The 21683-nt window shown below is 70.9% G+C and carries 25 protein-coding genes, 5 tRNA genes and 1 pseudogene; all 31 read right to left on the bottom strand.

Going from position 1 to position 21683, the window contains the following annotated elements:
- Positions 1-75: 75 nt before the first annotated feature.
- The gene (rplK, locus tag HYV93_00400) at positions 76-501 is read right to left on the bottom strand and encodes a 50S ribosomal protein L11 (GenBank protein MBI2524422.1); all 426 of its coding nucleotides are present in this window, start codon (positions 499-501) and stop codon (positions 76-78) included.
- 3 nt (positions 502-504) lie between these two features.
- Positions 505-1059, bottom strand: a complete 555-nt coding sequence (gene nusG / locus HYV93_00395) for a transcription termination/antitermination factor NusG (GenBank protein MBI2524421.1) — start codon at positions 1057-1059, stop codon at positions 505-507.
- Positions 1056-1247, bottom strand: coding sequence for a preprotein translocase subunit SecE (secE, locus tag HYV93_00390; GenBank protein ID MBI2524420.1), 192 nt, complete (start codon positions 1245-1247; stop codon positions 1056-1058). The genes nusG and secE overlap by 4 nt, the downstream gene beginning before the upstream one ends.
- A gap of 32 nt (positions 1248-1279) precedes the next feature.
- A tRNA-Trp gene (locus HYV93_00385) sits at positions 1280-1356 on the bottom strand.
- 6 nt (positions 1357-1362) lie between these two features.
- Positions 1363-1512 carry a 50S ribosomal protein L33 gene (gene rpmG / locus HYV93_00380; protein MBI2524419.1) on the bottom strand — a complete coding sequence of 50 codons (150 nt, stop codon included), beginning with the start codon at positions 1510-1512 and terminating at the stop codon, positions 1363-1365.
- Positions 1513-1515: 3 nt separating this feature from the next.
- Positions 1516-2686 (bottom strand): annotated as a pseudogene (tuf, locus tag HYV93_00375) (elongation factor Tu).
- Positions 2687-2735: 49 nt separating this feature from the next.
- Positions 2736-2811 (bottom strand) — tRNA-Thr (locus tag HYV93_00370).
- Between the two features lie 44 nt (positions 2812-2855).
- Positions 2856-2930, bottom strand: a tRNA-Gly gene (locus HYV93_00365).
- Positions 2931-2969: 39 nt separating this feature from the next.
- Positions 2970-3055 (bottom strand) — tRNA-Tyr (locus tag HYV93_00360).
- Between the two features lie 34 nt (positions 3056-3089).
- Positions 3090-3164 (bottom strand) — tRNA-Thr (locus HYV93_00355).
- Positions 3165-3203: 39 nt separating this feature from the next.
- Entirely contained in the window at positions 3204-3971 is a 768-nt protein-coding gene (rlmB, locus tag HYV93_00350; protein MBI2524418.1) for a 23S rRNA (guanosine(2251)-2'-O)-methyltransferase RlmB, read from the bottom strand.
- Complete coding sequence (locus HYV93_00345; GenBank protein MBI2524417.1) at positions 3968-5398, bottom strand: cysteine--tRNA ligase; 1431 nt, start codon at positions 5396-5398, stop codon at positions 3968-3970. Before HYV93_00345 ends, rlmB begins: the two co-directional genes overlap by 4 nt.
- A gap of 16 nt (positions 5399-5414) precedes the next feature.
- The gene (locus HYV93_00340; protein MBI2524416.1) at positions 5415-5897 is read right to left on the bottom strand and encodes a 2-C-methyl-D-erythritol 2,4-cyclodiphosphate synthase; all 483 of its coding nucleotides are present in this window, start codon (positions 5895-5897) and stop codon (positions 5415-5417) included.
- Positions 5894-6661, bottom strand: coding sequence for a 2-C-methyl-D-erythritol 4-phosphate cytidylyltransferase (gene ispD / locus HYV93_00335; GenBank protein ID MBI2524415.1), 768 nt, complete (start codon positions 6659-6661; stop codon positions 5894-5896). The genes HYV93_00340 and ispD overlap by 4 nt, the downstream gene beginning before the upstream one ends.
- An 8-nt stretch (positions 6662-6669) precedes the next feature.
- Complete coding sequence (locus HYV93_00330) at positions 6670-7662, bottom strand: TRAM domain-containing protein (protein MBI2524414.1); 993 nt, start codon at positions 7660-7662, stop codon at positions 6670-6672.
- Positions 7663-7670: 8 nt separating this feature from the next.
- The gene (radA, locus tag HYV93_00325; protein MBI2524413.1) at positions 7671-9035 is read right to left on the bottom strand and encodes a DNA repair protein RadA; all 1365 of its coding nucleotides are present in this window, start codon (positions 9033-9035) and stop codon (positions 7671-7673) included.
- Positions 9035-10300, bottom strand: a complete 1266-nt coding sequence (locus HYV93_00320; protein MBI2524412.1) for an MCE family protein — start codon at positions 10298-10300, stop codon at positions 9035-9037. The genes radA and HYV93_00320 overlap by 1 nt, the downstream gene beginning before the upstream one ends.
- Before the next feature lie 4 nt (positions 10301-10304).
- Positions 10305-11057 (bottom strand): ATP-binding cassette domain-containing protein, encoded by a 753-nt coding sequence (locus tag HYV93_00315; GenBank protein ID MBI2524411.1) that lies wholly within the window; start codon positions 11055-11057, stop codon positions 10305-10307.
- Between the two features lie 4 nt (positions 11058-11061).
- On the bottom strand, positions 11062-11841 hold the full coding sequence (locus HYV93_00310) for an ABC transporter permease (GenBank protein ID MBI2524410.1): 780 nt from the start codon (positions 11839-11841) through the stop codon (positions 11062-11064).
- Positions 11838-12338, bottom strand: a complete 501-nt coding sequence (locus HYV93_00305) for a hypothetical protein (GenBank protein MBI2524409.1) — start codon at positions 12336-12338, stop codon at positions 11838-11840. Before HYV93_00305 ends, HYV93_00310 begins: the two co-directional genes overlap by 4 nt.
- On the bottom strand, positions 12335-13012 hold the full coding sequence (locus tag HYV93_00300; GenBank protein ID MBI2524408.1) for a bifunctional phosphoribosyl-AMP cyclohydrolase/phosphoribosyl-ATP diphosphatase HisIE: 678 nt from the start codon (positions 13010-13012) through the stop codon (positions 12335-12337). Before HYV93_00300 ends, HYV93_00305 begins: the two co-directional genes overlap by 4 nt.
- Positions 13009-13788, bottom strand: coding sequence for an imidazole glycerol phosphate synthase subunit HisF (gene hisF / locus HYV93_00295; GenBank protein MBI2524407.1), 780 nt, complete (start codon positions 13786-13788; stop codon positions 13009-13011). Before hisF ends, HYV93_00300 begins: the two co-directional genes overlap by 4 nt.
- A gap of 4 nt (positions 13789-13792) precedes the next feature.
- Entirely contained in the window at positions 13793-14527 is a 735-nt protein-coding gene (gene hisA / locus HYV93_00290; GenBank protein MBI2524406.1) for a 1-(5-phosphoribosyl)-5-[(5-phosphoribosylamino)methylideneamino]imidazole-4-carboxamide isomerase, read from the bottom strand.
- Positions 14524-15147, bottom strand: a complete 624-nt coding sequence (gene hisH / locus HYV93_00285) for an imidazole glycerol phosphate synthase subunit HisH (GenBank protein MBI2524405.1) — start codon at positions 15145-15147, stop codon at positions 14524-14526. Before hisH ends, hisA begins: the two co-directional genes overlap by 4 nt.
- Positions 15148-15237: 90 nt before the next feature.
- A complete protein-coding gene (gene hisB, locus HYV93_00280) occupies positions 15238-15831 on the bottom strand; it encodes an imidazoleglycerol-phosphate dehydratase HisB (protein ID MBI2524404.1) in 594 nt (197 codons plus the stop codon).
- Entirely contained in the window at positions 15828-17138 is a 1311-nt protein-coding gene (gene hisD / locus HYV93_00275; protein MBI2524403.1) for a histidinol dehydrogenase, read from the bottom strand. The genes hisB and hisD overlap by 4 nt, the downstream gene beginning before the upstream one ends.
- Complete coding sequence (locus HYV93_00270; GenBank protein ID MBI2524402.1) at positions 17135-17848, bottom strand: ATP phosphoribosyltransferase; 714 nt, start codon at positions 17846-17848, stop codon at positions 17135-17137. The genes hisD and HYV93_00270 overlap by 4 nt, the downstream gene beginning before the upstream one ends.
- A 152-nt stretch (positions 17849-18000) precedes the next feature.
- Positions 18001-19257 (bottom strand): UDP-N-acetylglucosamine 1-carboxyvinyltransferase, encoded by a 1257-nt coding sequence (murA, locus tag HYV93_00265; protein ID MBI2524401.1) that lies wholly within the window; start codon positions 19255-19257, stop codon positions 18001-18003.
- Positions 19257-20132, bottom strand: coding sequence for a peptide chain release factor N(5)-glutamine methyltransferase (prmC, locus tag HYV93_00260; GenBank protein ID MBI2524400.1), 876 nt, complete (start codon positions 20130-20132; stop codon positions 19257-19259). The genes murA and prmC overlap by 1 nt, the downstream gene beginning before the upstream one ends.
- Entirely contained in the window at positions 20129-21199 is a 1071-nt protein-coding gene (gene prfA / locus HYV93_00255) for a peptide chain release factor 1 (protein ID MBI2524399.1), read from the bottom strand. The genes prmC and prfA overlap by 4 nt, the downstream gene beginning before the upstream one ends.
- A 118-nt stretch (positions 21200-21317) precedes the next feature.
- Complete coding sequence (gene rpmE / locus HYV93_00250) at positions 21318-21533, bottom strand: 50S ribosomal protein L31 (protein ID MBI2524398.1); 216 nt, start codon at positions 21531-21533, stop codon at positions 21318-21320.
- Positions 21534-21683 lie beyond the last annotated feature (150 nt).

The following is a 21683-nucleotide window of genomic DNA, read 5'->3' as shown; positions in this document are numbered from 1 at the left end:
TCGCGGCTGCGGCTCACCGCCTCGCTCCGCTCGGCACCCTCTCCATATCCGCTCGCCTCGCCTCGCGGCTGCGGCTCACCCAACAACGTCGATGCCCATGCTGCGGGCGGTGCCCTCGACGGTCCGCATGGCGGACTCGATGGAGTCGGTGTTGAGGTCCACGAGCTTGGTCTGGGCGATCTCCCGCACCTGGGCCCGGGTCACCTTACCGATCTTGTCCTTGTGCGGCACGGCCGAGGCCTTGGCGATTCCGGCGGCGCGCTTGAGCAGGACGGCGGCGGGCGGCGTCTTCACGACGAAGGTGAACGAGCGATCCTGGTAGATCGTGACGACGACCGGCAGGATGAGCCCTTCCTGGGATCCCGTCTGGGCGTTGAAGCCCTTGCAGAACTCCATGATGTTGACGCCGTGCTGCCCCAAGGCGGGACCCACCGGCGGCGAGGGGTTGGCCTTGCCCGCCGGGATCTGCAGCTTCACCATGGCCTGAACTTTCTTCGCCATTGATCAGAGCCTCTCCACCTGGTAGTACTCGAGCTCGACGGGGGTCATCCGCCCGAAGATGGCCACCATGACCTTCAGCTTGCCGCGCTCGGGGTTCAGGTCGTCGATCGTCCCCTGGAAGTTCACGAACGGCCCCTCGACGACCCGCACCTTGTCCCCCTTCTGGAACGTGGACTTGAGCTTGGGTTTCTCGGCCCCCTCCTCCATCTGACGGAGGATCGCCTCGACCTCGTCGGGCGGCAGCGGGACGGGCTTGGCTCCCGAGCCCACAAAGCCCGTCACCTTCGGCGTCGAGCGGACGAGGTGCCACGTGTCGTCGCTGAGCTCCATCTCGACCAGCAGGTAGCCCGGGAAGAACTTCTGCTCGATCTCGATCTTCTTGCTCTTGCGGATCTCCCGCACCTTCTCGGTGGGCACGACCACGCGCCCGAACATGTCCTGGAGGCCGAAGATCTTCGCCCGCGACTCGATGGCCGCCGCCACCTTGTTCTCGAAGCCCGAGTAGGTGTGGACGACGAACCACTGCTTCTGTCGGGTCACCGTGCCGGCATCACTCATCGGAGGATCCTTTCGACGATCCGCGAAAGCCCCACGTCCACGGCTCCCAGGAAGAAGGCCAGGATGAAGACCAGCACCACGACGACCACGGTCGAGTTGGCAACATCCGCCCTGCTTGGCCAGGTGACCCGGCGGAACTCGGCCGCCACCTCTCGGAAGAACTGCTGGATCCGTCCCAGGAACTCCATGCTCTCTCGTCTCTCTGTCTCGCTGCCGAATCTGGCAGGCGTGGAGGGATTCGAACCCCCATCCCCCGGATTTGGAGTCCGGTGCTCTAGCCGTTAGAGCTACACGCCTCCAAGGCTATTTCGATTCCTTGTGGGCCGTGTGCTTCCGGCACCACTTGCAGTACTTCTTCAGCTCCATGCGGTCCGGGTGCGTCCGCTTGTTCTTCGTCGTCGAGTAGTTCCGCCGCTGGCAGGCCGTGCAGGCCAGAGAGATGATGTCGCGCATGGCCTACTCCGCGATCTCCGCCACCACGCCGGCCCCCACCGTCCGCCCCCCCTCCCGGATCGCGAACCGCAGCTCCTTCTCCAGCGCGATCGGCTGGATCAGCTCGATCGCCATCGTCACGTTGTCCCCCGGCATCACCATCTCCACCCCCGCCGGCAACGTGCACACCCCCGTCACGTCCGTCGTCCGGAAATAAAACTGCGGCCGGTACCCCTGGAAGAACGGCGTGTGCCGCCCCCCCTCGTCCTTCGTCAATACGTACACCTCCGCCTTGAACTTCTTGTGCGGCTTGATCGACCCCGGCTTCGCCAAGACCTGCCCCCGCTCCACCTCGTCCTTGTCGATCCCCCGCAGCAAACACCCCACGTTGTCCCCCGCCCGCCCCTCGTCCAACAGCTTCCGGAACATCTCCACCCCCGTCACCACCGACTTCCGCGTCTCCTCCGCCATCCCCACGATCTCGATCTCTTCCCCCACCTTCACCACCCCCCGCTCCACCCGCCCCGTCACCACCGTCCCCCGCCCCGTGATCGTGAAAATGTCCTCGATCGGCATCAAAAACGGCTTGTCCACCGGCCGCGGCGGCGTCGGAATGTACTCGTCCACCGCCTCCATCAACTGCCAAATGCACGCCGCCGCCTGCCCGTCCTCCGGCTTCTCCATCGCCCCCAGCGCACTCCCCCGTACCACCGGAATCTCGTCCCCCGGGAACTGGTACTTCTTCAACAGCTCCCGTACCTCCAGCTCCACCAGGTCCAGAATCTCCGGATCGTCCACCATGTCGCACTTGTTCATGAACACCACCAAACACGGCACGTTCACCTGCCGCGCCAGCAATACGTGCTCCCGCGTCTGCGGCATCGGCCCGTCGTTCGCCGCCACCACGAGGATCGCCCCGTCCATCTGCGCCGCCCCCGTGATCATGTTCTTGATGTAGTCCGCGTGCCCCGGACAGTCGATGTGCGCGTAGTGCCGCTTCCCCGTCTCGTACTCCACGTGCGACACCGCAATCGTGATCCCCCGCTCCCGCTCCATCCCGCACCGCCACCCCACTGTACTTCGTGTGCAGCACCTTCGTGATCGCGGAGGTCAGCGTCGTCTTGCCGTGATCAATGTGCCCAATCGTCCCAATGTTCACGTGCGGCTTCGACCGATCGAACTTCGCCTTGGCCATCGGAGCCTCCTCCTCCAGGTGCTGCCGCGCTGAGTTTGGCCGTATTAAGTGGAGCCCATGTCCGGGCTTGAACCGGAGACCTCGTCCTTACCAAGGACGCGCTCTACCTACTGAGCTACATGGGCCCGAATGCTGACCCCGGTCGTGCCTCGCGCCGCGGAAGAGCCGATGGAGCGGGAAACGGTATTCGAACCCGCGACCCCCAGCTTGGAAGGCTGGCGCTCTACCGCTGAGCTATTCCCGCCTGCCCGTTCGGCGCGCTTCCCAGCCCCCGCGAGAAAAGTGGTGGGGAGAGGAGGATTTGAACCCCCGAAGGCGTGCGCCAGCAGATTTACAGTCTGCCCCCTTTGGCCACTTGGGTATCTCCCCGCCCGTTCCCCGGACGACAACTCCCCGGAAACGCTGGCGCTGGCGGGAGGATTTGAACCCCCGACCCACTGCTTACAAGGCAGTTGCTCTTCCCCTGAGCTACGCCAGCAGTCGCAAAACTTCACTTTAGTTTCGAGGATATCGGAAGTCAAGCGCTTTTTCCAGACCCGAGGCTCCGCTGCCGCAGCACCTCGTAGCAGAGGGCCGCGGCAGCCGCGGAGACGTTCAGCGACCCGATCTTCCCCTTCATCGGCAGGGTGAGGAGTTCGTGGCAGCTCCGCGCCACCAGCGGCCGGAGCCCCTCCCCTTCCCCCCCGAGCACGAGGCAGAGCGGCCCGGCCAGGTCCACGCTCCAGGGCGCCTTGCCGCCCTGCTCGGCCGCGCCCATGACCCACAGGGACTCCCTCTTGAGGGTCTCGAGCACCTGGACGATGTTCGTTTCTCTCGCCACGGCCAGGTGCTCGACCGCCCCCATGGCCGCCTTGGCCACCGCCGCCGTGAGCCCCACCGCCTGGTGCCTCGGGAGGATGAGACCGTGCACTCCCGTGGCCTCGGCGGTTCTCAGCACCGCCCCGAGATTGCGCGGATCCTGGACCCGATCCAGCACCAGGAAGAACGCCGGCTCGCGCCGCGCCGCGGGGACCGCCAGCAGCTCCCCGAGAGTCGCGTAGGTGGCCTCCGCAACCCGGGCGACGACGCCCTGATGGTGAGGCGTCCCGGCCATGGCTGTCAGCTGATCGCGCGTGCGGTACGAGACCTTGACGTTCTGGCTCCGCGCCAGCGTCAGGAGCTCTTGCAGCGCGGGTCCGCGCCCCTCCGCCAGGATGGCGATCTCCTCCACCCGCCGGCCCTCGGCCCGCAGCAGCTCGAGCACGGGGTTGCGCCCCCAGAGCGGCGCCGGCTCTCGAGTGTTCACCGGCGGAGCTTCCACGTGCTGCCATCGCGGGCGTCCTCGACCACCACCCCCATCCGCTCCAGCTCCGCCCGCAGCCGGTCAGCCTCGGCGAAGTCGCGCGCCTTTCGCGCCGCCTGGCGCAGCCACACCAGCGACTCGATGCGCGCCCTGGTCTGGGGCTCGAGGGCCGGGGCCGGCTGCGCCTTCCCCTCGAGGAGCCCCAGGACGCGGCCCAGCGTCACGAGCTCCCCCACGCCCACGAGGAACGCTCCGGCGCCGGCGCGACCCTCGGACACGTCGGTCCGCGCCGTCTGCAGCCGCCGGGCGAGGTCGAAGAGAGCGCCGAGCGCCTGCGGCGTGTTGAAGTCGTCGTCCAGGGCTGCCTCGAAGCGCGCGCGATGCTGGGCCACATCCTCGAAGAGGCCGAGGCCGGGGCCCGGCGCGGGCGTCCCCTTCGCGGCAAGCCGGTCGGCTTCCGCGACGAGGCCGCGCAGCCGCTCGACGGCCCGCGCCGCCTCGGCGATGCGCTCGTCGCTGAACTCGAGCGGGTGACGGTAGTGTGTGCCGAGCAGGTACAGGCGCATGGCCTCCGCGTCGTGGCGCCCCACCAGGTCCCTGATGGTGAGCGTGTTGCCCAGGGACTTGGACATCTTCTGGTCGCCGAAGTTCACGAAGCCGTTGTGGATCCAGTAGCGGACGAAGCGCTTCCCGCTGGCGCCCTCGGCCTGGGCAATCTCGCACTCGTGATGCGGAAAGATGAGGTCTTCGCCGCCCCCGTGGATGTCGAAGGATTCCCCCAGGTACTGCATGGACATGGCGGAGCACTCGATGTGCCAGCCGGGCCGCCCGGGACCCCACGGGCTCGGCCACGAGGGCTCCCCCGGCTTGGTCGACTTCCACAGTGCGAAGTCCCGGGGATCCCGCTTGCGGTCATCGACCTCCACGCGGGCGCCGGCGAGGAGCTCCTCGAGGTTCTTCCCCGAGAGTTGCCCGTAGGCCGGGAATCGCCGGATCTCGAAGTAGACGTCTCCGTCCACAGCGTACGCCAGCCCTCTGGCCACGAGCCGCTCGATCAGCGCGATCATCTGCGGTATATGCTCGGTCGCCTTGGGCTCCACGTCCCCGGGAAGCACGCCGAGGGAGGCCATGTCGGCCCGGTACTCGGCGATGTAGCGCTCGGAGATCTCCTGGGAGGAGACGCCCTCCTGTGCGGCCCGCTTGATGATCTTGTCGTCCACGTCCGTGAAGTTCTTGACGAACTGCACACGGTAGCCCTTGAAGCGCAGGTAGCGCCGGATCACGTCGAAGGCCAGGGCGCTCCGGGCATGTCCGACGTGCGAGATGTCGTACACGGTGACCCCGCACACGTACATCCGCACCTCCCCCGGCGTGAGCGAGGTGAACTCCTCTTTCCGTCGAGTGAGCGAGTTGAAGATCCTGAGTCCCACCCCCGCCTCCTGATCTCTACCGAGGTGTCACGGCCACCGATGCGACGGCGAGCGCGGCGATTCCCTCTTCGCGGCCGAGGAGGCCCAGTTGCTCGGGGCTCTTGGCCTTGACGCTCACGCACTCGGGCTCAACCGCGAGCGTCGCCGCCAGCAGTGTGGCCATGTCGGGCAGGAAGGCCGACAGCCGGGGCGCCTGGCAGATGACCGTGGCGTCCACGTTGACCAGGCGCCCGCCGCGGGCCCGCACGAGGTCCATCACGCCCCGGAGCAGCACGAGGCTCGATACCCCGCGATAGCGCTCGTCGGTGTCCGGGAAGAGCCGACCCAGGTCTCCCAGCGCAAGGGCGCCGAGCAGGGCCTCGCAGACGGCGTGGGTGAGTACGTCGGCGTCCGAGTGTCCGCCGAGACCGCGGGAGGCGGGCACCGTGATCCCCCCGAGGACGAGCTGGCGTCCGTCCACCAGGGGATGCAGATCGAATCCGAGCCCCATCCGCGTCATGGCCGTCCGTCGCGCGTGGACCCGACCGCGTTGCGGTTGGGCCTCTTCGCGCCTCCGGCGCTCATCGGGGCGCGCATCCACAGCCGGGCGGTGATCAGGTCGGCGGGGGTGGTGATCTTCAGGTTCTGCGGGAGTCCCGGGACCATGGCGACCCGGGCGCCCAGCCGCTCGGCGAGCACGGCGTCGTCGGTCCCCGAGTAGCCGTCGCGGCGTGCCTTGTCGTGGGCCTCCCACAGGAGCTGACGGCTGAAGGCCTGCGGTGTCTGGACGAGCCACAGCCCCTCCCGGTCCAGCGTGGCCTCGACGCTCGACCCGCGCACCCTCTTGACCGTGTCCCGCACGGGGATCCCGCAGGTCGCCGCGCCGGGGACCGCCGCCGCCGCCAGGACACGCTCGACCAGGTCCGGCACGACGAAGGGCCGGACCGCGTCGTGCACCACGACCCACTCGAGACCGGCCGGGACCGCTTGCAGGCCGAGCCAGACCGACTCCTGCCGCTCGGCTCCCCCCGCCACCACCCTGACCACCTTCGGCACCCTGTGACGCCGGAGCAGGCGCTCCGTCGACCGAAGGCTGTCGCGGGGCGCGGCGACGACGATCCCGGCGACGGCGCGGGCGCGCGCCAGCGCGCGCAGGGTATGGACCAGGAGTGGGACGCCCCTCAGCGCGAGATACTGCTTGGGCACCCGCGCGCCCATGCGCAGGCCGGTGCCCCCGGCCGGCACGATGACCGCTGCCCTGAGCGCGCGCCCGCTGGATGGCATCGCTCGGGCTACTCCTCGGCCGGCGCCGGCCGGGCGAAGATCATCCGGCCCGCCGTCGTCTGGAGCACGCTCGTCACCGTCGCGTCCACGCTCTGGCCGATGAGCTTGCGACCGTGATCGACCACCACCATGGTGCCGTCGTCCAGGTAAGCCACTCCCTGCCCTGCCTCCTTGCCCTCCTTGAGCACGTAGAGGTGCAGCGTCTCCCCGGGGAGCACGGCCGGCTTGAGCGCGTTCGCGAGCTCGTTGAGGTTGAGCACGGGCACGCCCGAGAGCTCGGCGACCTTGTTCAGGTTGTAGTCGTTGGTGACCACCGTGCCGTCCAGCGCGCGGGCCAGCTCGATGAGCTTGCGGTCCACCTCGCGGGCCTGGGGGAAATCCCGATCCAGGATCAGGACGGCCACCTTGGGGTTGCGCTGGAGCCGCTGCAGGATGTCGAAGCCGCGCTTGCCCCGGTTGCGCTTGAGCCCATCCGCGGAGTCGGCGATCTGCTGGAGCTCCCGCAGCACGAATTGCGGCACCACCAGCGTGCCTTCGAGGAACCCGGTCTCGCACACATCCGCCACCCGACCGTCGATGATCACCGAGGTGTCGAGGATCTTGCAGGCGCCCTTCTGCGAGCCGCCCTTGGGAAAGAGCCTGGCCGACACGCCCGCGAGCTCCTCCCCCTTGGCAAGCGCCACCGCCCAGCCGAGGTAGCCGAGCAGCAGGCCAAAGAGGCCGCGCCCCAGCGTCGCCGCCCCGGGGACCACGGCGCCGAACGCGCTTCCGAGGCCGAGCCCGAGGAGGACGCCCACGACACCCCCGGTCGCGCCCCAGAAGAGCCGCTCCACCGGGACCTGCCGGCCGCGCCACTCGAGGATCACCGCCAGGATGCCCACGAGCAGCCCGGCAGCGGCCAGCCACGGGCTGGGCCCCGACACCCCCACCGCGGGCCCCAGCGCGAGCCCCGCACCGGTGGCCACGGCGAGGACCAGCAAGCGGGCGATGACGATGGTCATGGCAGGCCTCACGCTCCCAGAAGCGCCTTGACCGCCTCTTCCACGGATCCGACCCCCTGCACCTCCAGCGGATAGGCCTGCCCCGCGGCCAGGTTGTTCTGCGGGACCACCGCCAACGAGAAGCCGAGGGCGGCCGCCTCCCGGAGCCGCACCGGTAGCCCCGACACGGCCCGCACCTCGCCGGTGAGCCCGACCTCTCCCATCACGACCAGGTCGCCGCGGACCGGGCGATCCAGGTAGCTCGACGCCGCAGCGATGGCGACGCCGAGATCCCCGGCGGGCTCCGACACCCGCCCCCCGCCTGCCACGTTGACGAAGGCGTCCTGGGTCTGCAGCGGAAACCCGACGCGCTTCTCGAGCACGGCGAGGAGCAGACAGACGCGGTTGTAATCGGTGCCAAGCACGGTCCGGCGCGGCGTGCCGAAGTTGGCGGGGGTCACGAGGGCCTGCAGCTCCATCAGGAGCGGCCGCGTCCCCTCGAGGCTCGAGACGATCACGGACCCGGGCGCACCTTTCGGCCGCTCGGAGAGAAAGAAACCCGAGGGGTTCCTGACCTCGGCGAGCCTGCCGTCGGCCATCTCGAAGACCCCGATCTCGTTGGTGGAGCCGAAACGGTTCTTCACCGCCCGCAGCACCCGGTACGCGTGGTGGCGCTCGCCCTCGAAGTACAGGACCGTGTCCACCAGGTGCTCGAGGACGCGCGGGCCCGCCAGCGCGCCGTCCTTCGTGACGTGCCCGACGAGGAAGGTCGCCACGCCCGTCGTCTTGGCCGAGCGCATGAGCCGCCCGCCGCACTCCCGCACCTGACTCACGCTCCCCGGCGCCGATTCGAGGTCGGGCAGGAACACCGTCTGGATCGAGTCCACGACGAGGACGCGCGGCCCGAGCCCGGCCACGTGGGACTCGATGACCTCCAGATCCGTCTCGGCCAGGAAGTAGAGCTCGTCAGCCGCGATGCCCAGCCGGTCGGCGCGGAGCTTGATCTGTCCAGCCGACTCCTCGCCCGAGACATAGAGCACGGGGCCTCCGCGCTCGGCCAGCGCGCGGCTGGCCTGCAGCAGCAGCGTGCTCTTGCCGACCCCCGGGTCGCCGCCGATCAGCACCAGCGAGCCCTTGACCACGCCGCCGCCGAGGACGCGGTCCAGCTCTCCGATGCCGGTCTGGGTCCGCTCGCCGCCCTCGACGCGGATCTCGCTGAGGCGCTGGGGCCGGCCGCCGGCCGCGAGTCGCGGGCGGTCGCCGCGCGGGGGCGCGGTGCGCTCCTCCACCAGCGCCACGAACGTGCCCTGCCGGGCGCAGTCCGGGCAGCTGCCGGCCTTCGGGGCGGCGAAGCCGCACGTCTGGCAACGGTAGACCGAGCGGTCCCTGGCCATCAGCGCCCGCCGGCTCCAGGCGGCCCGGGCGCCGCGCCGCCCTGGAGGGTGGACCGGATCAGCGCGCGCAACAGGAAGCTCCGCTGCGCTCCTTCGAGGAACGCGGCGAGGTTCTCGTAGACGGTGGGATCCTCGAGAAAGCCGCCCAGCGTCCCCTCGCCGGCCTTGAGCCGGTCGGTGATGGTCCGGAGGTTCGCCATGGCCACGCGGAAGTCGGCCGCCGCCTGATCCAGCGGGCCGTCGCCCGGCTCACGGAGCAGACCGGCGAGGAGCCCCTGCCCCTGGGTGAGACGCTCCGAGAGCTCGCGGAAGTTGCGGGCCACCGTCTGGAGATCGTCGACCACCGGCTTGTACTGGGGGTCGAAGAGGAGCGTCGGCAGCAGGCCCTCGCCGCTGCCAGACTTCTCGGCGCCCCGCCCGAGCGCGTCCATGGCGGCCAGGAGCCCGCGCACCGCGCGGCCGCTCTCCGGTGAGAGGAGGAGCGAGACCGCGCTCTCCCCCTGCCCGGCCCGGGCCAGCATCTCTTGCGCCGAGGCGAGCAGAGCATTGAGACGGCGCAGGGTCTCGGGTTCCTCGTAGATGAGCGCGTGCAGCCACCCGCCGCCCTTCTCCACCTGCTCCGTGATCCGGCGGGCCGAGCGTGCCGCCGCGCCCAGGTCGCCCAGGGCGCCGTCTCGCCCGAGCCCTTCGAGCTGCTCCGCGACGCGGCGCGTGGACTTGACCGTGGCGCCCAGGTCCTCGAGGGTCCCCGCCTGGCCCAGCCGGTCGAGGCTCGCCTGGAGCGAGAGCACCAGCTTGCGGATCCCGGCGAGCGTGTCGGTGCCCTCAGCGACCATGCGTCCCATCTCGACCGGCTCGCGGGCCTGGAGGGCCTCGCCCGGCGTGAGCGCCGGCGAGTCGGGCGCGCCCATGGTGATCTCCACGAGCTTGTCTCCCAGGAGCCCCTGGGTCACGATCCGCGCCTCCGAGTTCTTGCGGATACGGTCCGAGAAGCGCCGCGCGATCGTGAGCGTGACCCGTACTTTCCCGCCGGCCTGGGGGGCCAGCGCCACGCGCGTCACGCGGCCGATCTGGACACCCGCCAGCCTCACGGTGGCCCCCTCGATGAGGCCGCCCACCTCGATGAACTCGGCGACGAGGTCGTACTTCCGCTCGAAGTACCGCGCCTGGGCGCCGAGGAGGTAGATGATGCCCAGGAAGACGACGAGCGAGATCACCACGAAGGCGCCGATGCGCAGCTGGAGGGCGTAGCCGCGGCCGTCCATGGTCTCAGTCCTCCCGGAGCTCGCCGGCCAGGAACCGCTGGACGGCATCGCTGGCCGAGCGGCGGATGTCGGCGGGCGTCCCCATGTCGGCGAACCGTCCCTGGTGGAGAATGGCCATCTGATCCGCCACCATCTCCGCGAACTCGACGTCGTGGGTCACGACGATGGCCGTGTCGCAGACGCCGGTCCGCAGCTCGGCGATCAGCTCGGCCACGAGCCGCGCGTTGGTGGGGTCGAGCCCCGCCGTGGGCTCGTCGAAGAAGACCACCTCCGGCTCCAGGACGAGGGCCCGCGCGATGCCGACCCGCTTCCGCATGCCGCCGGACAGGGCTGCCGGCAGCAGGTCGTCTGTCCCGGGCAATCCCACCAGGGAGAGGAAGCGGTGCACCCGGTCGGTGATCTCGCCCAGGGACATGCGCGTGTGCTCCCGCAGCGGGAAGGCCACGTTCTCGAAGACCGACAGCGAGTCGAACAGCGCCGCACCCTGGAACACGAACCCCGTGCGCCGCCGGAGCGCCAGCATCTGCTCCTCCCGCAGGGGGCCGATCTGCGTGCCGAAGAGGGCCACCTGGCCCGCGTCGGGCCGCAGGAGCCCGGCGACGATCCGCAGGAGGACGGTCTTGCCGGATCCGCTTCCGCCCATGACCGCCAGCGTCGTGCCCTTCGCCAGGGCGAAGCTCAGCCCGCAGAGCACCGGCTTCTGCTCGAACGACTTCCACACCTCCCGGATCTCCACGGGCAACGGGCGCACGCTCATGGCGTCACCAGAAGAGGAACAGGAGGAGCTTCGTCAGGAAGAAGTCGGAGATGATGACACCCATGGCGACCTGCACCACGGTGGCCGTCGTCGAGCGCCCCAGCCCCTCCGTCCCGCCGGTGGTGTTGAGCCCATTGTAGCAACCGATCAGCGTCACGATGGCGCCGAAGACCACGCTCTTGACGAGCCCCGTGAGGAAGTCCTTCAGCACGACCCAGTAGGAGATGGTGTTCCAGTAGAGGTACGGATCCACGTCGCGCTCGAAGACGACGATCAGCATGCCGCCAAACATCCCGACGGCGTCGGCCAGGATGGTCACCAGTGGGAACACCAGCACTGCAGCCATCAGGCGCGGCACCACCAGCCGCTTGATGTAGTTGACGCCGATGGCGCGCAGCGCGTCGATCTGCTCCGTGACCTGCATGGAGCCCAGCTCGGCCGTGATGCCCGAGGCGACCTTGCCCCCCACGAGGATGGCCGTCAGGACGGGCCCCAGCTCCCGCAGGATGGACAGCGCCACGACGGGCCCCACGTAGTTCTCGGCGCCGAAGCGCGCCATGTTCACCGCGCTCTGGAGCGCCAGGACCATCCCGGTGAAGAGCGCCGCCGTGAGCGCCACCGCGACCGACCGGATGCCAATGGTGTCGATCTCCCGCGCGACGATGGAGAGGTAGGCGCGGGGCAGGACGAGGTTCCGGGCGACCTGGGCGCTCAGGAGCCCGAGGCCCCCGTACCAGATCACCGCCTCCCGCCCTTGCTTCTGGAGATACCCGCCCAGGGTCATGGCTCCGCTCCGACCGCGAAGCTCTCGACGAAGCTCCGGAAGTCGCCGCGCCCCGCCTCGAAGTGGGCGGCCGGGGCCACGTACACGAAGTCGTACACGCAGCGCTCGTCCTTCACCACCACGGCCTCCACCGCCACGAGGGCGCCGTCGAGCCGGCCGCGCACGAGGCTGCGGATCGCGGGCCGACCCCGGACGACGGTCTCGTGGCTCGTCTCCTCCGAGCGATCCGCGAGGCCGAAGAAGAGGTGCCGCGCCAGCACGCCGAGCGGGCGCCGCAGCGGGCGCCCCTCGCACGTCGCATCCGCCAGCATGCCGGCAGGCGGGGCGCCCTCCCGCCTGAGCTCGAGATCCGCCTTTCCCCCCGGCGCCACGAGCCACCCGCCGGCCGGAAGCCTCACCTCGTACCCCTTCCTCGAGTGGAACACGCCCCGTTCGATCCGGTCAGCGCTGCAGCCCACGAGGAGCAGAAACCCGCACGCTGCGGCGAGGGCCTTCATTCCCCGGAGCGCTGCCCAGCGGCCCCCGGCGGCCGCCTCCCGTGGCGGCGCTCCAGCTCGGCGAACACCCGGCGGAGCGGGATGCCGCGCCCCGCCATGAGGACCATGCAGTGAAACCACAGGTCGGCGATCTCCGACACCACGCGTTCGTCGCCCTCGCCCCCCAGCGCCGCCGTCACCACCTCCGTGGCCTCTGCCCCGATCTTCCGGCAGATCTGGGCCTCGCCCCGGTCCAGGAGCCCGGCCACGTAGGACCCGGCGGGGCGCTCCACCTTGCGCGACACGATGACGCGCTCGATCACCTCGAGCAGCATCGGCCCGGGCCGCTCGGCGGCGCGTTCCTCCGGCGCGGGTCCCGACACCCGCGTGAAGAAGCACGAGCGGGCGCCCGTGTGGCAGGCGACGCCCTCCTGGTGGACCTGCAGGAGCAGCGTGTCCCGGTCGCAGTCGGCGTAGACGCCGTCCACGTGCTGGACATGTCCGGAGGTCTCTCCCTTGAGCCACAGCGCCTGGCGCGAACGCGACCAGAAGTGCGCGAGGCCCGTCTCGAGCGTCTTCCCCAGGGCAGCTCGATCCATCCACGCGACCATGAGGACCTCGCCCGTGTCCGCCTCCTGCACCACGGCCGGGAGGAGACCGGCCGCGTCCCACCTGAGCGCCAGATCGCCGCTCATGGCTCGATCCGCACCGGGACCCCACGCTCCTTCAGATAGGCCTTGGCCTCCCGGATGGTGTAGCGGCCGAAGTGGAACATCGAGGCCACGAGCACCGCGTCCGCCCGGCCCGCCACCACGCCGTCGTAGAGGTGCTCGAGGGTGCCCGCGCCGCCGGAAGCGATGACGGGGACCGACACCGCCTCGGACACCGCGCGCGTCAACTCGAGGTCATAGCCGTCGCCCGTCCCGTCGCGGTCCATGCTCGTGAGCAGGATCTCGCCGGCGCCGAGCCCCTCGACCTCCCCCGCCCAGCGCAGGGCGTCGCGCCCCGCCGCCCGCCGCCCGCCATGGGTGAAGACCCCCCACCGCGGGGGCGCGCCAGGGCTCGCCGGCTCCCGCTTCGCGTCGATGGCCACCACGATGCACTGGCTCCCGAAGGCGCGCGCCGCCTCGCGGACGAGCTCGGGGCGCTCCAGCGCCGCCGTGTTGAGCGACACCTTGTCGGCCCCCGCCCGCAGCAGGGTCCGGATGTCCTCGAGCGCGCGCACGCCCCCGCCCACGGTCAGCGGCATATAGATGCCCTCAGCCGTGCGCCGCACCACCTCCAGCATGATCGCGCGCGCCTCGTGGGAGGCGGTGATGTCCAGGAAGACGAGCTCGTCCGCGCCTTGCTGGTCATAGGCCTGGGCGGCCTCGACCGGATCGCCCGCGTCCAGCAGGTTCACGAAGCGCACGCCCTTGACGACGCGCCCATCCCGCACGTCGAGGCAGGGGATCAGGCGCTTGCAGAGCATGTGATCATGCTCCACCCCCGCCGATTTCGGACAGGGCGCGGCGCAGGTCCACGGCTCCGGTATACAGCGCGCGCCCGACGATGGCCCCGTCGACTCCCGGGATGCCGGCAAGCTGGCGCAGGTCGTCCAGACACGACACGCCGCCGGAGGCGAGGACGGGAATGCCCGCAGCCTTCGCCACGGCCCCGGTGCTCCACAGGTTGGGGCCTTCCTGGGTGCCGTCGCGCGCGATGTCCGTGTAGAGGATGGCCGCCGCTCCGGCGGCGGCGGCGTCGCGCGCGAGGGCGATGGCATCGAGATCGAGGACCCGCGTCCAGCCGTCCACGGCCACCCTGCCGTCCGAGGCGTCCACGGACACGATGATCCGGTCCTCGCACGCCCGGCAGATCTCCCCGAGGAAGCCCGGATCGAGGGCCGCTCGCGTGCCGACCACTGCCCACCGTGCCCCGGCGTCGAGCAGCTGCTCCACCGCCCAGCGGTCCCGCAGCCCGCCGCCCGCCTGGACAGGGATCGAGAGTGCGCCCACGATGGCCCGTACGAGGGCCGCCTGGGCCGGCGCGCCCGCCCAGGCCCCGTCGAGATCGACCACGTGCAGGCGGGGGGCGCCCTGCTCCTCCCACTGCCGCGCCCGGGCCAGCGGGTCCTCGGAAAAGACCGTCTCGTCCTCGGCGCGGCCCCGGACGAGACGCACGCAGCGCCCGTTCTTCAGATCGATGGCGGGGATCACGAGGAAGCTCATGGCGCGCGGCGGCGGTCCTTCACGCAGGCGGCGAAGTTCTCCAAGAGCCGGAGCCCCCAGCGCTGGCTCTTCTCCGGGTGGAACTGGGTGCCGAACAGCGCCCCGCGCTCGACTGCAGCCGGGAAGGTAATCCCGTAGGTGCAGGTCGCGATGCGCAGCGACGCATCCGCCGTGTCGGGGTAGTACGAGTGCACGAAGTAGAAGTTGGTGCCGCTCGGGATCCCGTCCAAGATCAGGCAGTCGCCGGCATGCTCCACCTGGTTCCATCCCATGTGCGGCACCTTGAGCCCAGACGGGAAGCGCCGGACGAGCCCCTCGATGACGTCGAGCCCCTTGCCCTGGCCGAACTCCTCACTCTCGCTGAAGAGGAGCTGGTAGCCAAGGCAGATCCCGAGGAACGGGCGCCCGTCCGCGAGGACCGCCCGCAGCGCCGCCTGCAGCCCCATCCCCTCGAGACTTCGCATGGCGTCGTGGAAGGCACCGTCGCCGGGCAGCACCACCGCCTCCGCGTCCTCGACGGCGCGGGGGTCCTGGGTGACGAGCGCCCGCATACCGAGGCGTCCGAAGGCGTTCTCCACGCTGCCGAGGTTCCCCCGCCCGTAATCCACCACGGCGATCATGTGTCTCGCCTGACCGTGGATGACATCGCGTTGCGGCTGGGCCTCTTCGCGCAAGCGCTCATCGGGGCGCCCTCTCCACGCGCGTGCCACTCACAGCGTGCCCTTGGTGGAGAGGACGTCGGCGATGCGGGGGTCGAGCCGCGTGGCCTGGGCCAGCGCGCGGGCCACCGCCTTGAAGGTGGCCTCGGCGATGTGGTGCAGATTCTCGCCGTAGTGCATGTTCACGTGCAACGTCACCTCAGCGTTGACCGCGAACGCCCGGAAGAAGTCCTTCAGCAGGTCCAGGTCGAAGGTCGAGATCCGCGTCCGCCCGAGCGGCACATTGAACACCAGGTACGGCCGGCCCGAGATGTCCACCGCCGCGTGGAGCAGCGCCTCGTCCATGGGGAGGAAGGAGGCCCCGTAGCGGACGATCCCCTTCTTGTCGCCCACGGCCTCCTTGAAGGCACGGCCGAGGCAGATGCCCACGTCCTCCACCGTGTGGTGGAGATCCACCTCCGTATCACCCCTGGCCTCCACCGTCAGGTCCATGAGGCCGTGCCTGGACCACGCCTCGAGCATGTGGTTGAAGAAGGGAATCGTCGTCTCGACGCAGGACACACCGGTCCCGTCGAGGCCGAGCGCCAGCACGATCTCCGTCTCCTTGGTCCTGCGCTCCACCCGGGCCCGGCGCTCTCCACTCATGGCTCGCCTCCCGTGTTCGTGATGCGCGCACCGGCGGCCGCGGCGTGGGCGTCGAGCCCCTCCACGCGCGCGAGCTCGGCCAGATGGGGCCAGGCCGCCGCGAGCCCGCGGGGCGAGTACCGGATCACGCTCAGCCGCTTGACGAAGTCCTCGGTGCCCAGCGCGGAGGAGAAGCGCGCGGTCCCGCCGGTGGGCAGCACGTGGCTCGGCCCCGCAACGTAGTCACCCACCACTTCGGGCGTGAATCCCCCGAGAAACACCGCGCCGGCGTGCCTCACGCGGGCGAGCAGGGCCTCGGGATCCGCCACGGCCAGCTCGAGGTGCTCTGGCGCCAGCCGGTTGGCCACCTCCACCGCCTCCTCCAGGCTCGCCGTCAGCACGAGCGCGCCGTGCGCGCGGAGCGCGCTCGAGGCGATCTCCCGCCGGTGGAGCCTCGCCAGCCGGCGTTCCGTCTCGGCCTGGACCCGGTCCCGCAGCCCCCGCGACGGCGTCAGGAGCACGGCGCGCGCCATGGGGTCGTGCTCGGCCTGAGCCAGGAGATCGGCGGCGACGCATCCGGCCTGCGCCTCCCCGTCGGCGATCACCACGACCTCGCTGGGCCCCGCCAGCATGTCGATCCCCACGTCGCCGAAGACCAGGGCCTTGGCGAGCGCCACGTAGATGTTCCCCGGGCCCACGATCTTGTCCACGCGGCGGATCGTCTCCGTGCCATAGGCCAGCGCCGCGACGGCCTGGGCCCCGCCGACACGGTAGGCCTCGGTCACCCCGGCGATGCGGGCCGCGGCGAGGACGGCCGGGGGGAGCGACCGGTCAGGTCCCGGCGGCGAGACCAGCACGACGTCCTTCACACCGGCCACGCGCGCGGGCACGGCCGTCATCAGCACCGTGGAGGGGTACGCCGCGCGACCTCCGGGGACGTAGATGCCGACACGCTCCAGCGGGCGAACCTCCTGCCCCACGACCGAGCCGTCGCCGTCGGTCGTGCTCCACGAGCGGGGCATGGCCGCCCGATGGAAGCGCTCGATCCGCGCCGCCGCGTAGCGGAGGGCCTCGACGGTCCTCGCCCCGACCTGGCGCTCCGCGGCCTCCCACTCGGCGGGGGTCACGGCCAGCTCGCCCGGCATCAGGGTGACCCGGTCGAGGCGCTCCGTCAGCTCCAGGAGTGCTGCGTCGCCCTTCTCCCGCACCGCGGCCACGATCTGCGCCACCTGCCCGCGGACCTCGGGGTCCACGTTTGCAGGCGCCCGGTCCAGGGCCCGGGCCACGCCCTCCACTCCCAGCGCGCCGGTGTCGAGCCGCCGGATCATGGCGCGGGCCTCGTGGCGGGGGCGCCGACGGACGCGCCTGGAGCGGACACCGCCCGGCGGACGGCAGCGATCAGCGCGCTCACGCGGGCGTGCGCCGTCTTGAGCGAGGCGCGATTGACGATGAGCCTGGCCGTGGAGCTCATGATCTGCGCCACCTCCACGAGACCATTGGCCCGCAGCGTCTCCCCCGACTGAACGAGGTCCACGATCCGCTCCGCGAGGCCGACGAGCGGCGCCAGCTCGATGGAGCCGTCCAGGCGGATCATCTCCACCTGGATACCCCGCTCGGAGAAGTAGCGCTCGGTCAGCGTCGGGTACTTCGTCGCCACGCGCACCCAGGACCACCGGGCCGGATCGTCCCGCTCCCAGAGTGCCCGGGACTCCGCGACGACGAGACGGCAGTGCCCGAAGCCGAGATCCACCGGCTCGTAGACGTCCGGCTCCTGCTCGGCCAGGATGTCCTTGCCCACGATGCCGAGATCGGCCGCCCCGTACTGCACGTAGGTGGGGACGTCCGCAGGCTTGAGGAAGATGAAGCGCAGCTCGCGGGTCTCGTCGGTCACGACGAGGCGCCTGGACTCCCCGCCGAGGCCACGCATCCCGAGCGAGGCAAGCAGGGCCAGGGCCGGCTCGAGGAGCCGCCCCTTGGGCAGGGCGAGGGTCAGGGCGGGCTGCGGCTCGCCACCTCGCTCCGCTCGGGGAATCCCCATATCCGCTCGCCTCGGCGCGCTTCGCGCTTCTCGATCCACGTCGCTCGGCTCGCCTTCGGCTGCGCCTCGCACGGCGGGCTGCGGCTCGCCACCTCGCTCCGCTCGGGGAATCCCCATATCCGCTCGCCTCGCCTCCGGCTGCGGCTCGCCCATCAACTGGCCCTCGTGATGAGGGCGCCGAGGCTCTGGAGCTTGCTCTCCAGGCGCTCGTACCCGCGGTCCAGGTGGTAGACGCGTGCCACCTCCGTCGTGCCCCGGGCGGCGAGTCCGGCCAGCACCAGCGAGGCCGAGGCGCGGAGGTCCGTGGCCATCACCTGCGCCCCCTGGTAACCCGGAACGCCACGGACCATGGCCTTGGACCCGTCGGCCTCGATGCGCGCCCCCAGGCGGCACAGCTCAGCGACGTGCATGAAGCGGTTCTCGAAGATGGTCTCGGTGATCGTCGACTGCCCGTCGGCCAGCCCCAGTAGCGCCATGATCTGCGCCTGCATGTCGGTGGGAAATCCGGGGAATGGGCTCGTGATGACGTCGGCCGGCTGCGGGCGCGCGGGGCCCTGGCAGCGGACCCGGTCCCCCTCCACCGTGATGCTGGCGCCGCATTCCTCCAGCGTGGCGAGCGTTGCCGAGAGGTGCTGCGGCCGGACGCCGGTGACGGTGACATCGCCCCCCGTGATGGCCCCCGCCGCCAGCAGCGTGCCGGCCTCGATGCGGTCAGGGATGACGCGGTGGCGGGCGCCGCCCAGCTCCGCGACGCCCTCGATCTCGATGTGCTCCGTGCCGGCACCCTCGATCCGCGCCCCCATACCCACCAGCAGCCGGGCCAGATCTGTCACCTCGGGCTCGCGCGCGGCGTTGTCCAGCACGGTGGTCCCCTCGGCCAGCGTCGCCGCCATCATCAGGTTCTCGGTCCCGGTGACCGTGACGAGGTCAGTGGTGATGCGGGCCCCTTTCAGCCGGCTCGCCCGAGCCTCCACGTAGCCACTCGTGATCGTGACCTCGGCGCCGAGCTTCTGGAGCCCCTTGAGATGCTGGTCGATGGGGCGCGGGCCGATCGCGCAGCCTCCCGGGAGGGCCACCCGCGCCACGCCGGCCCGCGCCACGAGGGGCCCGAGGACCAGGACGGAGGCGCGCATGGTGGAGACGAGCTCGTAGGGCGCCTCGGGGCTCGCGACGGAGGGCACCTGCACGCGGGTGCTGCCGTCCGCCTCGTCGGTGATCCGGGCCCCGAGCTGCTCCAGCAGGGACCGGATCGTCGTCACATCGGCCAGCAGCGGGACATTGTCCAGCTCCACCCGCTCGACCGTGAGGAGCGCCGCGGCCAGCGCCGGCAGTGCCGCGTTCTTGGCCGCGCTCACCGCGACCGCGCCGCGGAGCGGGACTCCCCCTTCTATCACGAGGCGCGCCGGCATCAGTCGCCCAGCCACCCGGCGACGTATCGCTCGACCCCACGCAGGTCGCGGCGGGCCTCGATGCCGGAGAAGCCCTCGGCCGCCAGGAGCGAGGCCACGCTCCCCGCCTGCTCCTCGCCGATCTCCATGACGAGCGCCCCTCCCGGCCGCAGCACGCGCGGCGCCGTGCCGACGATCCGCCGGATGACCCGGAGCCCGTCCGGCCCGCCATCCAGGGCGAGCCGCGGCTCGAACCGCGCGACCTCAGGAGGGAGCGACGGGAGGCTCCCGCTCGGCAGGTACGGTGGGTTGGCCACGATCGCGTCGACCGCCCCGGCCAGCGCCGCCAGGGGCGCCAGCAGATCGCCCGCGACGATGTGAACGCGCGGGGCCAGCCCGAGCGCGCGCACGTTGGCCGTGGCCACGGCGAGGGCGGCCAGAGACGAGTCGATGGCCACCACCTCGAGGGCCGGACAGGCGGCCGCGAGCGCGCAGGCGATCGCGCCGCTCCCCGTTCCCACGTCCGCCACCACGGGCCGGGGCAGCGGGGCGAGCATTTCCAGCGCCCACTCGACCAGCCCCTCCGTCTCGGGACGCGGGATGAGCACGTCGGGGGTGACCCGGAGCCTGAGTCCCCGGAAATCCTCGAAGCCGAGCAGGTGCTGGAGCGGCTCGTGGGCGGCGCGTCGCTCGACCAACCCCCGGACGCGGGCCGCCACGGACGCCGCCACCTCCTGGGCCGGCTCGAGGTAGAGATGGAAACGCTCCACGCCGAGGGCCGCGGCGAGCAGCCACTCGGCGTCCTGGCGGGCGCTCGGAGCGACCGCCACCTCGAGACGTCGCACGCTCTCCCGCAGCAGCGTTCCCACCGACAGAGCCGACAGCGCCGTCGTCATGCCGTGGTCTCGGCCAGCTTGCGTCCCTGGTCCCACGCCGTGAGGGCGTCGATGATCTCGTCCAGGTCGCCTTCCATGACGGCCGGCAGCCGGTGCAGCGTGAGACCGATGCGGTGGTCCGACACCCGCCCCTGCGGGAAGTTGTAGGTCCGGATACGCTCGCTCCGCTCGCCGGTCCCGACCTGGCTCCGCCGGTCCGCGGCGATGGCCGCCGCCTGCTCCTCCTGGGCGCGCTCGAGCAGCCGTGCCTTGAGCACCCGCAGTGCCTTCGCGCGGTTCTTGATCTGCGAGCGCTCGTCCTGGCAGGTCACGACCAGCCCGGTGGGCAGGTGAGTCAGCCGCACGGCCGAGTCCGTGGTGTTCACGCCCTGGCCGCCGGGGCCGGAGGAGCGGTAGACGTCCACGCGGATGTCCCTCTCCTCGACCTTGATGTCCACGTCCTCCGCCTCCGGGAGCACGGCCACCGTCACCGTGGAGGTGTGGATCCGGCCGCTCGACTCGGTCGCCGGCACGCGCTGCACGCGATGCACGCCGCGCTCGAACTTCATCCGCTTCCACGCACCGCGCCCCTGCACGAAGAGGACGATCTCCTTGAACCCGCCCACGCCCGTGGGGTGGCTGTCCATCACCTCAACTTTCCACCGCTGGCTCTCCGCGTACTTGCCGTACATCCGCGCGAGGTCGGCGGCGAAGAGCCCGGCCTCGTCCCCGCCCGCGCCGGCGCGGATCTCGACGAAGACGTTCTTCTGGTCGTTGGGGTCCCGCGGCAGGAGCAGCGCGCGGAGCTCCTCCTCGAGCGCCGTCTGGCGCGCGGTCAGGAGATCGACTTCCGCCTGGGCCATCTCGCGCATCTCCCGGTCGGTGTCCTCGGCCACGATGTGGTGCGCCTCGGAGATCCGGGCGAGCAGGGTCTTGTAGTCGTCGAACTTCTGGACCACCTCGGCCAGCTCGGAGGCCGCCTTGGCCGTCCGGGCGTACTCCGCCGGTTGTCCGATCACCTGGGGATCGGACAGCCGGCGCGAGAGATCCCGGTAGCGCTCTTCCAGCTGCCGCAGCCTGTCGAACATCGCGCGCCCTCAGAGGCGGGGGGACGGGGCAGGCCGCCACGACAGTGGGCACATCGACGACGCGCGGGGACGGGCGGTGCTCGGGTCGAACCGCGGCTGCCGGCGCCGGATCGCTGCCCTACGCCTCCGCGATCGGCTTCCTGTTGTACTTCCGCTGGAAGCGTTCGACGCGGCCCGCCGTGTCCAGGAACTTCTGCTTGCCCGTGTAGAACGGATGGCACTTCGAGCAGACCTCGACCCGGATGGCCGCCTGGGTGGAGCGGGTTTGAATGACCTCTCCACAGTTGCAGGTGATGGTCGTATCGACATAGTCGGGATGAATGCCAGCCTTCACGGCTCACCTCCTGGATGAAGCACATACGGTACCAGCGCAAGTGGGAAAAAGCAAGGAATTGCGCCACTTGCCACGGCCATGCGGGGGTGACCACCGAGCTGGGATCGGCCGGCGGCGCCCGCGAGAAGGACCGAGCGTCGCGGTACGCCC

The organism is Candidatus Rokuibacteriota bacterium, assembly GCA_016188005.1.
Taxonomy (GTDB): domain Bacteria; phylum Methylomirabilota; class Methylomirabilia; order Rokubacteriales; family CSP1-6; genus UBA12499.
The sequence above is the reverse complement of the archived record's forward strand: the minus strand, read 5'-3'. Positions and strand labels throughout refer to the sequence as shown.